Below are 12730 nucleotides of genomic sequence, written 5' to 3' on the forward strand. Positions count from 1 at the left end.
ATAGCCACACTTCCTTAGGACTTAAAATGGCTAATACGTGATCGTATAGAGTAATACAAATGAGTTGGCACGTTCAACGTAAAGGACGAGTCAACTCATTTGTATATGAGCCTTTAAATGAAAAACTATTAAGTGGGGTAATCGTTATTAAAACATTGATAATTGATAACTACGATTCGTATACCTATAACATTTTTCAGCTTGTGGCCAAAATCAGTGGACAGGAACCGATCGTTATTCGTAACGATCAGATGAGCTTTGCTTCACTGCAACGTTTCGATTTTGATAACATTATCATTTCACCTGGACCAGGACGACCGGAAATTCCGATAGATGTCGGATTATCTGCTGAGGTGTTACTTCACATGGAAGTTCCGATATTAGGCGTGTGCCTGGGTCACCAAACGCTGGCTTACGTTTGCGGTGGCGAGGTAATGCATGCACCCGAGATCTTTCATGGTCGATTAAGTGAGGTGTTTCATGATGAATTGGGGCTGTTTACAAATATTCCTCAAGGCTTCAAGGTTGTTAGATATCATTCGCTGATCGTAAATGATGGTTTACCCGCTAGCTTGGAGAAAACAGCGTGGACCTCGGATGGCGTGATAATGGGATTGAGACATAGAGAGAAACCTCAATGGAGTGTCCAGTTTCATCCAGAATCTATTTGTACAGAATATGGTGAACAATTGTTTCAAAACTTCCACGATTTAACGATAAAGTATTATACGGATAAACAAATGATCGATCGGCTTGAGAAAGAGCAGGAAACTGCAGCATCCCGAGAAAACAGTGATGGCGATACGGATTCCAGCGGCAAATACGAAGTGATCGTAAGGGAACTGCCTGCTTACTATGATCCCGAAGAGGTATTTGTCCAACAGATGGCCGACCAGCCTTACGCTTTCTGGCTGGACAGCAGTAAAATAGAACCGGGGCGTTCAAGATATTCATTTATTGGGGCGAATACAGGGCCCTTCCGAAAAGTTATCCGATACCGTACAGCAGATCAACAGCTGGAAGTAACGACGTCCGAGGGAACGAAACAATGGACAGCTTCAATCTTCGATTATTTAGAGCATGAACTTAAAGCATTTAGGTGCGACCAAAAGCTTCCGTTCGATTTTAACGGTGGGTTTGTAGGCTTCTTTGGCTATGAGCTTAAAGAAGAGTGTGGAGGCAATCGCGTTCATGCTTCAGATATCCATGACGCAATGTTTATCTTTGCTGATCAGTTTGTTGCGTTTGACCACGAACTTCGAAAAACTTACCTCGTTTCGTTAACCGATGATGTTACCCGGGCAGTAGCTCATACATGGTTAGATGAGTTTGAGCGGCATCTTCAAAACTTGTCCGCTTCAAAAGAATATTCACCGCAATATGTCAATCAAACGGTTGAGTTTCAATTAAGCAGGAGTTATAAGGAATATATCCAGGATCTCAATCAATTGAAGCAGTATTTAGTCGAAGGTGAGAGTTATGAAGTGAATCTGACAAACCGGATACACACAGGTCCAATCAAAGATACATTGCACACTTATCGCGTGTTACGCAAGGTAAACCCAGCCCCTTATTCTGCATATTTACGTTTTGATCAAGTTGCTATTTTGTGCAGTTCTCCTGAAAAGTTCATTCAGGTCTCATCGGATCGAAGCGTGGAAGCAAAACCAATTAAGGGAACATTGCCACGTGGTAAATCGCCTGACGAGGATCAGACGCTGAAGCAGCAGCTTTTGACGAGTGTAAAGGATTTCTCGGAGAATCTGATGATCGTCGATCTGATTCGAAATGATCTAGGTGTCGTTTGCGAAGTCGGATCGGTCCACGTGCCGAAATTGATGGAAGTAGAATCATTTGAGACGGTGCACCAGCTAGTTTCGACTATTAAAGGGAAATTGAAGCAAGAGGTGTCGGTCGTGGAATGCATTAAAGCGGGCTTTCCGGCCGGATCCATGACGGGTGCGCCGAAGATCAGAACGATGGAAATTATAGATACGTTAGAAAAGGAGCCAAGAGGAGTATATTCAGGTACCTTGGGATTACTTAGCTTAAATGGATCAGCGGATTTGAATGTCGTTATACGAACGATTGTTTGTACGCCTGAGAAAACAACGATTGGAGTTGGAGGCGGAATTACGATTCAGTCAAATGCAGATTCGGAATACGAAGAAATGCTGCTTAAAGCGAAAGCGTTAATGAACGCTATAGTTGTCGCATTAAACGGAGAGAAAAGAGTAGTCAACTATGTTATTCATGGTGCCCGTGAGTTAGTAAGTTTCTTACATTAGGTTTTTGGTAAGTATGCGGTCCGTTTTCAGAAGAGGAAACGGGTCGCACACTTTTTCCAATTCAAAAATTCAGTTATTCAAAAGTCAGTTTTAGTCGGGGGCCAATCTCGCTAAATCCCATGTTCTTATAAAAAGAAAGTGTACGCCCCCACAGTTGGGCATTGGGTGCTCCGACTTCAATACGTCTCCAACTATGGGTTTTTCCGTAATCGATGACGCATTGCAGCAGAACCTTCCCGACATGCATGGATCTATGCTCGGGGGCAACATAGAGCTCTTGAATGGTTCCAATTTTACCACAGGCATATAAAGCATACGTTTCAAAAGTAGTTATAACCCCGATACAAGTTTCTGAATGATCCAAAGCAACATAGGCTATATAATGATCGATGTTGGATAGCAGGGATTCACATGTTTGTTGGATAGAGAACTCGTCGATTATTATGCCCGACAATTCCTCCAGCAAAAGCTTGACGGCCCTAACGAGCGTTTGCGTGTCATGAATGGTTGCTCTTCGGTAAGTGAACAGTGGCGACTCCTCCTGACCCGATCGAATACGAATACAAGTGCCTGTAAAAGATAACTATTCAACTGCCTAATTCACTTGGACGCTTAACACGCTTCATATAGATTAGATAGAATTGTGTTGAGTGTCATTGAAAAGATGGTTTCGGTGTCCTATTGAATCGATAAGGGAGTATGTTGCCAAGGTGGTGTCGGGTTACCGAATGAAGGTTGTGGCCAGAAAACATGGATTTTCATCTAGCTCACTTAGAAAATGGTTATGCCATTACCGAGATGAGGTGGATGTGGCTATAGCTAAAAAGCACTAGAAAGACGAACAGCTACAGCAAGATGCAGCGGAATTCCGAGACATGCAGAAGAAGTATAAGAAGCGACGAAACCGCTCGTAATTCGTCCCAATAAAGGCGCATAGTCATCAGTAAGGCATTTTACGCTTTCTGTGGACAAGTGGGTGTTGAGCATGAACGAATCCAACGAAAACACTGGATAAGAAGCGCCTACTTCGGGACTTTCTATAGTTTTCTGGAGAGGGAGCGTTACCAAAGACGTTGTTCTGAAACCTAAGACGAGGTGTATAAAGAGGTCGTTCGTTTTATCTGTTACTCCAACAAAGACCGAATCCACAACAGCCTCCATGACTGGCCTCAAGTCGAAAACCTTCGTTTAGTGGACGAGGGCTAGATAAAACAAGTAAGAGTGCGCTTAAAAACGAGCTGCTTCAATTGAAAGTGGTTAGTGTCCAAATTTATTAGGAGTTTAACCGCTAATAGCCGGATTGCTCCGAATATTAGCGGTATATGAATCTCAATAGGATCAGCTGTACATGGTCACGACATTATGGATAATCTTCAATCCCGAATCCCCTCTAGTAGTCAAAATGGACTCCGGATGGAATTGAACTGCGGAAATTGGCAATGTTTTATGTTCGACAGCCATGACTACCTGATCATCTGATACAGCAATTATCTTTAAGCAATCGGGGACTGTGCTGGCATGAATCGAATGATATCGGCTGGCCATAAATACTTTCGGTAAGTCATCCCACAATCGGCTTTCATTAGAGGTATGAATAGGCGAAGATTTCCCATGCATTGGATACTCAAGGTAATCTAGGGTTCCTCCGAAGTATTCGACAATGCCTTGAAGTCCGAGGCATACTCCGAAAATCGGGATGTTATTGCTGATACATAAACCTATTGTATCGTTTAGGGTGAATTCGCTAGGCGTACCGGGTCCGGGCGATAGTACGACTAAATCGAATGACGAAGCAGGGTCTTCTAATATCTTCTTGGCAAGCGGTTGCCGAGCTGTCAAAATATCAGCACCTGTTTGTTTGAAGTAGTTGCCCAATGTATGGACAAAGGAATCCTCGTGATCCACAATTAGAATTCTCTTTGCCGTTTTCTGTAACGGAAGCGGGGGAGCTTCATGCTTAAGATCGTGCTGGCTCCCCTTAATGGCCTGGACTAATGCAGCTGCCTTTGTTACGGTTTCTTCTTCTTCATCTGCGGGGATGGAGTCAAATAGAAGTGTCGCCCCAACGCGAATGTCTGCAATACCATTTTGAATTCGCATGGTCCGTAGCGTAAGTCCTGTATGCAAATCCCCGTTGAACGAATAGTATCCAACAGCGCCGCCATACCATCTTCGACGTGAACTTTCATTCTGTTCAATCCATTTAATTGCGTTGCGTTTAGGGGCACCAGTAACTGTTACGGCCCACATGTGGCTGATAAATGCGTCCAAAGCATCCACCTCTGGCAAGAGATGACCCTCAACATGATCGACGGTATGAATAAGATGCGAGTACATTTCAAGCTGACGACGACCGATAACATTAACAGAGCCGGGGACACAAATTCTGGACTTATCATTTCTATCCACGTCTGTGCACATAGTTAACTCCGCTTCATCCTTCGTCGAACTTAGCAACTGCAATATCCGATCAGCATCCTCAATAGCGTTGCTGCCCCTTCTTACCGTGCCGGAAATTGGACAAGTTTCCACTCGGCTGCCTTTTACGCGGACATACATTTCCGGTGAAGATCCAACCAAATGCTCCGTGCCTAAATTAATAATAAACCCATAAGGGCTAGGATTAATTTCGCGGAGCCTTGAAAAAATGTTGGAGGGTGCGTCTTTGCATTTTTCGAAAAATGAGTGGGTTGGGACGACTTCAAACAAATCGCCACGTTTAAAGGATTCTACAGCTTTTTCGACAAGTTTTGCGTAATTTCCCTTTATGTACTGAGGTGGTAGGTTCCCATCTGTTGTCAATTGGGAAAGAACGTTAACTTCACTGGAGCGTTCTATTCCTTCCGTGCTAGCGCCCTGAAAGATAAAATCATAGGACAACAAGTAAGCACACTCTTTTTGATGATCAACAATTGTTAATTCATCAGGCAGGTAGAGTACCATATCTGGGAGCTTCTCTGAGCGATTCTGTGATAGCTCCACCGATTCTAGATTAAACACCAAATCGTAGCCAAAAGCACCGTACAGACCTAAATAGGAATCCTCAGGAGCGTAGAAAAGTTCTTTAATAGCACGTAGTACAGTAAATATAGAAGGCTGTTTCGTGCGGTCTTCTTCATTAAATAAGTCATCACTTGTCTTAATTGAGCCTTGAAGCAGGTAATTCGTAAAGGTAAGATGCTCAATGACAGAAAGGGCTTCGATATGTTTATGTAGTTCATTTAGAATTATTTCACCTCGGGAATTCAAGGCGCTAATTTCAAATTGCTTTCCATATGAGCGGAGTTCGAGAGGAGGATTGATAAATCCGATATCCCAGCGTGAGTAACGGCCTGGATATTCATAACTACTGGAGAAGAGTGCTCCTTTTTGTTGATCGATGAAGGCTAGAATCCTGTCGGAAGCAGTTGTTGGTTCAATAGGGGTTGCGGCTCTCCTAATTTGAAATCCAGCCTGAGTTGTGTACAAAATTTCAGAGGGATTAACGACCAATTTGGAAACAATACTCATGTTTTTCCTCCTTTGTGAGAGGGGGAACAGGAGGTATTAAGCCGAATAAAAAACAAATGATAGAATAATTTGCTAGGCTCATCTCAGCTTATGCTCATCTCAACAACCTGTTCATCACTCATAAATATATATATTATATTAGATATTACTAGATTTTACAAGGGTGACACCTATCCAAAGCGTTAAGTTAGCTATCAAGTGGATTGAATCTTGATGAAGACTTGCTTATGAAGAAAACAGTCGGATCAGCTTTGTTTAGATTGCAATATAATGTAGATAAAGGTATAATTTACATGGAGCAACTTTATCTATTTAGCTATCGAATTCATTGGTAAATTATCTAAGTAAATCTACAATATATTACATATGGAGATGAAGTTATGCAAGAAATTAGTGAATCAAGAGTGAACAATTTTGAAAATTCTCCGATTGAGGAAAATAGCTTTGAGCTAATGGAGAGCATGTATTTATCGGATGGAGAAATTCCATTATTGCCTTTGCATATGGTCCGATTGAAGGAGTCATCGAACAGCCTTAGCTACAACTATGATTATGATCGAATTATTGGTGAAGTAAAGCGTAATTTAGATAACCTTCTTAGTGGAAATTATAAGTTTAGGGTGACGCTAAGTAAAGCAGGTATACCGACAATTACCTATGAGAAATTGGATGGGACAAGACCATTTGCAAAGGAAGAAATTCCTCCTGATGCTAAGATATGTACGTTCTGTTTTGCCGCAGGACCTGTCGACTCCTCAAATCTGTTTCTTTACCACAAGTCTACAAACCGCCGGTTGTATGAACTGATTTATGAAGAAAGAAATGAAAATGACGATGTTTTAATGTATAACGAGAAGAACGAGATTACCGAATTCACTAGAGGGAATATTGTAATTGAACTTGATTCGCAGTTAGTGACGCCACCTTACGAATGCGGTCTCATTCCTGGTGTTTTGAGGTCTCAGCTTCTTAACTCAGGCGTACTACAAGAAAAGAAACTTAGCTTCACTGATGTAAAACGAGCATCTAGAGTATGGCTCTTAAACAGTGTCGGTGGCTGGCACAAGTTTAAAATCAACACCTCTTTGTTGTAATTCGCGTTTCGAAGAGAGTCTGCTGCCGTCCGAGTAAATAAGGGGGGGACATATTGTATATTGCCGTCGGGGATCTTATAAAGAATAGCAGAACGGTGGGGGTCTCGGCTTTTGATCATGGTCTATTATACGGATTGACAATATTTGAATCATTTCGCACCTATAATCGCATCCCATTTTTACTAGGTGATCATTTAACCCGCATGAATAATGCTTTGCGTGACTTGAGAATCAGCTACATAGCTTCTGAAGTAAAAGTTCAAGAGCGAATCAACAAACTGCTGGACATGAATAACCTAAGAGATGCTTATTTCCGTTTTATCGTGACGCCCGGTGAACAATCCCTCGAGTTGCCTATTCAGCCCTATAACAAACCTGTAGATATCCTTTTGATCCAGCCACTAGAACCTTACAAAACGCGCCTATATAATGAAGGTATAACTTTAAAATTATTGAATCAACGAGCCGGCAGGGTAGATGGACATCAGAGTTTTAGAACGAGTAGTTGGTTTAATACCATCTTGGGTAGAAGAGAGTTATATCAATTGTGTGAAAAAAAACCATCAGGATGGCTGATGCTGGATTCTTTGGAAGGACTACAGCTTACTTTGGATGGCTCAATTATCGGGGGGATTTCCTCCAATGTGTTATTTAGAATAGGTAATGTTTGGTATACGCCTGCTATAGAGACAGGTGCATTGCCTGGTATTACGCGTTCTTGGGCAATCCAAACATTAAAGAATGAGGGAATAGAAGTATATGAGGGCTTCTATCAATGGGAAGATATTCTTCACGCTGATGAAATCATGCTTACAAACTCTAACTATGAACTAATACCAGTAAACAAGTTAATGGGGATTGATGGTAGTGAGGTGAGTGTAGGTAACGGCATGGCGGGGCTGATTACCCGGAAGCTACTTAAAAAGTACAGTGATGAAGCTACAAGTAACTGTCCCTAATTGCATCAGCCCAAACTATGATTCAACCTACTAAATTCAAACATTACTTCACTGATGACTTATTTGATTGAAGAAGAGTTTAAACTACTCTGTACCCTGACGAGTCATTCTAGCAGAAAGGTTGGTGGTCAAACCCCATTTAGCGGACAATGAATAAAACACTATCTTGTGAGTTGACCTTGGTACATTACCGGAGTCAGCTTTTATAGTGCGCCCAGTTTTACTTACCTATAACTAGGTCTTTGCATAGGATACATGGTCGATCAGAACATTCGGAGAGGAGCATGAGTATGTACGCGAATTCATGCTATCCCTATACAGGGCATTATCCTATGCAAGACCACTGGAGCAGCGATTGGAGATACTATTGGCATCCTCAATATTACCATTGGAGCAACCATGCCTATAGCCCGCAAGGTGCTATCTTACTGCAAGATTACGGGCCAAAACCGTTAGTCCTCAACATCGCCCGAGCATCGAAGCAAAACAACAACTACCGCACAACTTTATGGACCGGCAAATATTTTCAAGTAACGGTGATGAGCATTAATGTCGGTGACGACATCGGGTTGGAGGTCCATCCGACAACGGACCAGTTCATTCGGATAGAAGAGGGCCAGGGAATGGTTCAAATGGGCGACAGCAAGGATAAACTGGATTTTCAAGCGTTCGCTACGGTTGATTCTGCGATTATGGTTCCAGCGGGAAAATGGCATAATGTGACGAATACAGGCAATCGTCCTATGAAGGTTTCCGTCATCTATGCCCCGCCTGAGCATCCGCATAGCACAGTACATGCAACGAAAGCCATTGCGCAAGAAATGCAGGATTAGAAAAAGTAGGCGTAAGCGCGACAAGGTGCCGTACCCGTATGCTGCGCATGTGGAGTGCTGCTCACTGTTGGCCAGGAAAGACTATTCGTTGAGGTGTATTGGCGGGAATAGGAAAGAGGGGCAATCGCCCCTCTTTTTTTGTCTTATGAACTATCGTTCGCACATGATGTTATGTGAAGGCTACGGCTTTTATGAAACGCTGACACTGCTTTTATTTAACTTCTTGAAAGCAGCGTATTCACGATTTGATCGAATAAAATCTAATATTAAATCGGCGCATTCATTTGGGCTCAAGGCTTCGGTATTTAGTTCAATGTCATACTCATTAAAGCGATAGATTGCATCATACTGTGCGATTGCTAATCCACTCTGTCGATCTCCCCGCAGATTTTCTCTTCTCATAAGTTCCTCTTTCGAGCAAGTTACGCCTACGAATAGTACAGGACGATCGTTTAATAAATCTAGACAAGCATTAAACCGCGCTTCATTATCATTGACTGTATCTACAACGACGTGGATCCCCTTTTCCGACATAAATTTAACGGTTGAATAAAATAAAGTAACTAATGAATCAATAATTAATTGAATCGAAACCTCCACATCATCTTCGCCATCGGCTGATGTTGAGCATTTAGTATTAATAAAATCAATGTAGTCATGAAACATTCCGTGAATAAAATCATCAATGGATAAATGGCGAAATGAGATTTCTTTTTGATTTAATAGCTCTGTCGATATGGAAGTCTTTCCGGAACTTGAAGTTCCATTTAGAAAAACGATTATCCCTTGCTTCAATTTAGTCACCCCTGCGAATGTAGTAAAATTATCCATATGTAAAGTTTTCGTGTAGTGATTAAGTAATCCTGCTAGATTGCTTCAAATGGGCGACAGCAATAGAGGTAGGGTTACATTTTATGGTAATATATTGATAGGCATTATTTATTGTCGAAATCACAAGATGAGAGTTATTGTGGGAGGAGAAGCAAAATGGGAAAATTATTATTGGAATCACACTGTGTATTTCCTACACCAGATATAATTAAAACTGCAAATTTCTATGAACAAATAATGGGGTTTAGAGCTGTCAGCTATTTGGATGCAAATGAACCCCATATCTGTTTATACCGTGATACAACGGAGATCATTTTAACTAAGACGAATGGACAAAAAAGTAATTCCCAATAGAGAACTCTATGGATATGGGTATGACGCGTACTTTATAACAAAAAATCAAGAGGAACTCCTCGAAGAGTTTATTAACTCGAATGTAAAATAGTCCGTTCATTAGATCATACGGATTACAATAACAAAGAATTTGTAATTGAAGATATAGATGGGCGATGGATAGGATTTGGGATTAAAGTCGGATAAAAAAGATGTATATCGCTATATTTTTTCAATCGGGAAGTATAAGTACAAATCGCTGTTATTATTATCTTTGGGATTGAAAAACTCATGAACGGCCCCAACGATCTTGTAATGATGTTGAGGCAAGTAATCAGTAATCATATGATGAAAGGTGTCTTGATAGGAGGCTTGTGTGCATTTAACTACACAATATTTATAAGCAGGAATGACCCATTTTGTCCATCCGGTCGGTGCCATAGCATCGTCGTTGACTTCGCATCCTGCTAAATATTTGCCTTCTTCTTTCCACCTTTCAAACTTCTCATCCACATCGCTCATTGCACCCCATATTCCAACAAGGTTGCCTTGCTCATCGAGCTTAGCGAGATTGCTAATCTCATTAAAGTTATGGTTCGCCTCTTGCCATAACGGCGAGATCCACATTGCGGCCTCAGCGGCAAGCCCTTCCCCTAGTTTGCCAATCACGGAAAATTGCTGTTTTTCAATGATTTCTATCAATGCAGCACCCTCCAAGGTTAACCGGCACAGGACCGCTTAATGATTGCTTGATAAAAAAACTTCGGTAACGCGGACTGTCGCCGCCACCGTGATTTTTGTCCTTTTGCAACAGGAACAGTAAGTAACCGATGAAGCCATTCTAAGTGAAATGTTTTCCAAATAGCAGGTGTAGGCTTTACTTTTCCTGCAATTACGTCAAGACTCCCTCCAACACCAAAAACAACATTAACACCTTCAAGTTTTTGTTTGTTCTTATATATCCACTTGTCAGAGTAAGGTGCACCCATCGCAAGGATCAGTACATTAGGTTTGGATTGCTGAATATCTTTAAGGATGGATGTTTCTTCCTCATCGGAGAAAAAGCCGTTATGCCGGCCTGCAACCACTACATTGGGATAGCGGCTGCGTATCTCTTCAACAGCCTTATGGTTTGTCACTTCATCTGTTCCAAGGAAATAGAAACTCCAGCCCTGCTCATTGCCTCTTTCTAATAGCCTAAGCAGTAAATCAAAGCCTGTGACACGTTCTGCAATTGGTTCACCTTTTCTTTTTGCAGCCATCACAATGCCTACTCCATCTGGTGTAATCAAATCTGCCTCTTTTATAATAGTTTGAAGCATTTGATCGGTTTGGTGAGCGATTGTAATCTCAGGGTTTGCTGTAATTAAGTGAAACAATTTCGATTGTTCGGTTTGGATATGTTCACCAAGTTGGTGGACCGTTTCATTAAGCGTTAATTTGGAAAAGGGAACGCCTAGTATATTGATTGTGCCTGTCATCTACTCACCTTCCAGTACGAAAAATATAGAGCTATTTTACCACACATGGCGAGAGTTTTTGAAATTTATTCCACTGGAAACGTCGATTTACAGTGCGTGAGTATTCCAAAAATTATAAAATGTTTTGGAAATATATGAGGTATGATAGCTAAATGAGCTTTCACTAACAGGAGGGACAGGGCATGGGCCAGCTAATCAACATTCGGGGAAAAGGCTTGTATGTGGGATCCTTCGGACTCCGTCTAATTACATTCGACCAACGTGGGCTGATGATTCTGGCGGGTATCGAATTATTAAGCTTGCTGAGACAGCCATTCGTATTCTCTATGATCGGGATGGTTTAAGCGGAGCATAAGTGAAAAGTTGGCATGTTAGGAGGGGGATATTTTGAACATTATTGTTGCACAAGATCAGCTTTTATTAGAGAAAGCTGACAAGTTCTTATACGACGAAATGTGGAAGCCTTTTGGGATGGATGAGTCAATAAGGAATGAGTTAAAACTGAATGGGGAAGAGATTTCTTTTGTAGCAGTTGAAAAAGAAATGGTTATCGGCGTTTTTGTATTAGTGATAACCAAGGAAGCGATCGAGTTAAGGCATGCGGCGGTATCATCACAGAAACGAAACAGAGGCATTGGTAACGCGATATGGCATAATGTTTTGAAGTATATTGAGGTTAATGCTATCAGTAAAGTAGAGTTATACGCTAGGAACAGTTCTATTCATTTTTGGCAGAAACTTGGCTTTCAAGAAGTATCAGACTGGCTTGACCATCCGCTATTCGTTAATCATGGCGTACGCTTTAAGAAAATGGAGATTAATATCTAGTTCAAGCAAGCCTCATAGATCTTAGTAGCATCTCCATTAAAAATGTAGCCAGTGCTCAAAAGTGTCCAATCATATTTCTCGTAATATCCTTCTAGATCAGTTGAGAGATATAGTTTAGTTAGGCCTAACTTTCTCGTTTCCTCTTGGGCATGCCGCAAAAGAATAGAGCCTACTCGGTTGCCTCGCAATTGTGGAACAACATACAAACAAGCAAGCCAAGGAAATAAATCCTGGCGGCTGATTAGGTCATTTCTTAAGAGTGCATACGTGCCTACAATGGAATTATTGTGGAGAGCAATATAAAACCGTGGCAATTCACAATCCGTTGTACATGAGTGGAACATACAATCATAGTAAAACGTAAAGTTGCTTTCACTTCCCCACTGATTCCAGTACATCGTAACGGCGTCATCAAAAAACTCCATCTTATTTCGTAATTCGTATACTTCAATCATTTCTCGTCATCCCCCTATCAGAAGCATATTCCCTAATTGTAAAGGAATTAGAGATAAGTTTCCAGGTGCGACGGATAGAGGGAAGCAACGGGGAGTTTACAGTTGGTGTATACTGTAG

Annotated in this window: 14 protein-coding genes; 8 read left to right on the plus strand and 6 right to left on the minus strand. The window is 41.5% G+C overall.

Going from position 1 to position 12730, the window contains the following annotated elements:
- Positions 1-59: 59 nt before the first annotated feature.
- On the plus strand, positions 60-2288 hold the full coding sequence (pabB, locus tag GON22_RS05810; protein WP_237179041.1) for an aminodeoxychorismate synthase component I: 2229 nt from the start codon (positions 60-62) through the stop codon (positions 2286-2288).
- Positions 2289-2361: 73 nt separating this feature from the next.
- Here pabB and GON22_RS05815 read toward each other — a convergent pair whose 3' ends face one another.
- Positions 2362-2754, minus strand: a complete 393-nt coding sequence (locus GON22_RS05815; RefSeq protein WP_160395167.1) for a GNAT family N-acetyltransferase — start codon at positions 2752-2754, stop codon at positions 2362-2364.
- Between the two features lie 184 nt (positions 2755-2938).
- Here GON22_RS05815 and GON22_RS26695 point away from each other — a divergent pair, with 184 nt between their 5' ends.
- Positions 2939-3121, plus strand: a complete 183-nt coding sequence (locus GON22_RS26695) for a transposase (protein WP_442954355.1) — start codon at positions 2939-2941, stop codon at positions 3119-3121.
- A gap of 505 nt (positions 3122-3626) precedes the next feature.
- Here GON22_RS26695 and GON22_RS05825 read toward each other — a convergent pair.
- Positions 3627-5798 carry an anthranilate synthase component I gene (locus tag GON22_RS05825; protein ID WP_160395169.1) on the minus strand — a complete coding sequence of 724 codons (2172 nt, stop codon included), beginning with the start codon at positions 5796-5798 and terminating at the stop codon, positions 3627-3629.
- Positions 5799-6178: 380 nt separating this feature from the next.
- On the opposite strand from GON22_RS05825, the gene GON22_RS05830 reads away from it, so the two are divergent.
- From GON22_RS05830 to GON22_RS05840, 3 genes are all read left to right on the plus strand, one after another.
- Positions 6179-6892 (plus strand): aminotransferase class IV, encoded by a 714-nt coding sequence (locus tag GON22_RS05830; RefSeq protein WP_160395170.1) that lies wholly within the window; start codon positions 6179-6181, stop codon positions 6890-6892.
- A 53-nt stretch (positions 6893-6945) separates the two neighbouring features.
- Positions 6946-7851 (plus strand): aminotransferase class IV, encoded by a 906-nt coding sequence (locus GON22_RS05835; protein WP_160395171.1) that lies wholly within the window; start codon positions 6946-6948, stop codon positions 7849-7851.
- Between the two features lie 290 nt (positions 7852-8141).
- The gene (locus GON22_RS05840) at positions 8142-8684 is read left to right on the plus strand and encodes a cupin domain-containing protein (protein ID WP_160395172.1); all 543 of its coding nucleotides are present in this window, start codon (positions 8142-8144) and stop codon (positions 8682-8684) included.
- A 189-nt stretch (positions 8685-8873) separates the two neighbouring features.
- On the opposite strand, the gene GON22_RS05845 is transcribed toward GON22_RS05840, so the two are convergent.
- Positions 8874-9479, minus strand: a complete 606-nt coding sequence (locus GON22_RS05845; protein ID WP_160395173.1) for a chloramphenicol phosphotransferase CPT family protein — start codon at positions 9477-9479, stop codon at positions 8874-8876.
- 192 nt (positions 9480-9671) lie between these two features.
- On the opposite strand from GON22_RS05845, the gene GON22_RS26700 reads away from it, so the two are divergent.
- Positions 9672-9869 (plus strand): VOC family protein, encoded by a 198-nt coding sequence (locus GON22_RS26700; RefSeq protein WP_442954356.1) that lies wholly within the window; start codon positions 9672-9674, stop codon positions 9867-9869.
- A gap of 201 nt (positions 9870-10070) precedes the next feature.
- Here the strand turns inward: GON22_RS26700 and GON22_RS05855 are convergent, their stop codons facing one another.
- A complete protein-coding gene (locus GON22_RS05855; RefSeq protein WP_160395174.1) occupies positions 10071-10550 on the minus strand; it encodes a GyrI-like domain-containing protein in 480 nt (159 codons plus the stop codon).
- A 17-nt stretch (positions 10551-10567) separates the two neighbouring features.
- Positions 10568-11329 (minus strand): WecB/TagA/CpsF family glycosyltransferase, encoded by a 762-nt coding sequence (locus tag GON22_RS05860; RefSeq protein WP_160395175.1) that lies wholly within the window; start codon positions 11327-11329, stop codon positions 10568-10570.
- A 182-nt stretch (positions 11330-11511) separates the two neighbouring features.
- On the opposite strand from GON22_RS05860, the gene GON22_RS05865 reads away from it, so the two are divergent.
- Both GON22_RS05865 and GON22_RS05870 read left to right on the plus strand, forming a co-directional pair.
- Positions 11512-11673, plus strand: a complete 162-nt coding sequence (locus tag GON22_RS05865) for a hypothetical protein (protein WP_160395176.1) — start codon at positions 11512-11514, stop codon at positions 11671-11673.
- Between the two features lie 43 nt (positions 11674-11716).
- A complete protein-coding gene (locus GON22_RS05870; RefSeq protein WP_160395177.1) occupies positions 11717-12157 on the plus strand; it encodes a GNAT family N-acetyltransferase in 441 nt (146 codons plus the stop codon).
- Here GON22_RS05870 and GON22_RS05875 read toward each other — a convergent pair.
- A complete protein-coding gene (locus GON22_RS05875; protein WP_160395178.1) occupies positions 12154-12612 on the minus strand; it encodes a GNAT family N-acetyltransferase in 459 nt (152 codons plus the stop codon). The genes GON22_RS05870 and GON22_RS05875 overlap by 4 nt on opposite strands.
- Positions 12613-12730: the final 118 nt, after the last annotated feature.

The sequence above is a fragment of the Paenibacillus sp. MMS18-CY102 genome, from assembly GCF_009789195.1.
In the GTDB taxonomy this organism is placed as follows: Bacteria; Bacillota; Bacilli; order Paenibacillales; family Paenibacillaceae; genus Paenibacillus_T.

Excerpts from the sequence above, each read along its gene's own strand:
- GON22_RS05875 (WP_160395178.1), bottom strand. The coding sequence starts at position 12,612 with ATGATTGAAGTATACGAATTACGAAATAAGATGGAGTTTTTTGATGAC.
- GON22_RS05865 (WP_160395176.1), top strand. The coding sequence starts at position 11,512 with ATGGGCCAGCTAATCAACATTCGGGGAAAAGGCTTGTATGTGGGATCC.
- GON22_RS05825 (WP_160395169.1), bottom strand. The coding sequence starts at position 5,798 with ATGAGTATTGTTTCCAAATTGGTCGTTAATCCCTCTGAAATTTTGTAC.
- GON22_RS26700 (WP_442954356.1), top strand. The coding sequence starts at position 9,672 with ATGGGAAAATTATTATTGGAATCACACTGTGTATTTCCTACACCAGAT.
- pabB (WP_237179041.1), top strand. The coding sequence starts at position 60 with ATGAGTTGGCACGTTCAACGTAAAGGACGAGTCAACTCATTTGTATAT.
- GON22_RS05830 (WP_160395170.1), top strand. The coding sequence starts at position 6,179 with ATGCAAGAAATTAGTGAATCAAGAGTGAACAATTTTGAAAATTCTCCG.
- GON22_RS05860 (WP_160395175.1), bottom strand. The coding sequence starts at position 11,329 with ATGACAGGCACAATCAATATACTAGGCGTTCCCTTTTCCAAATTAACG.
- GON22_RS05840 (WP_160395172.1), top strand. The coding sequence starts at position 8,142 with ATGTACGCGAATTCATGCTATCCCTATACAGGGCATTATCCTATGCAA.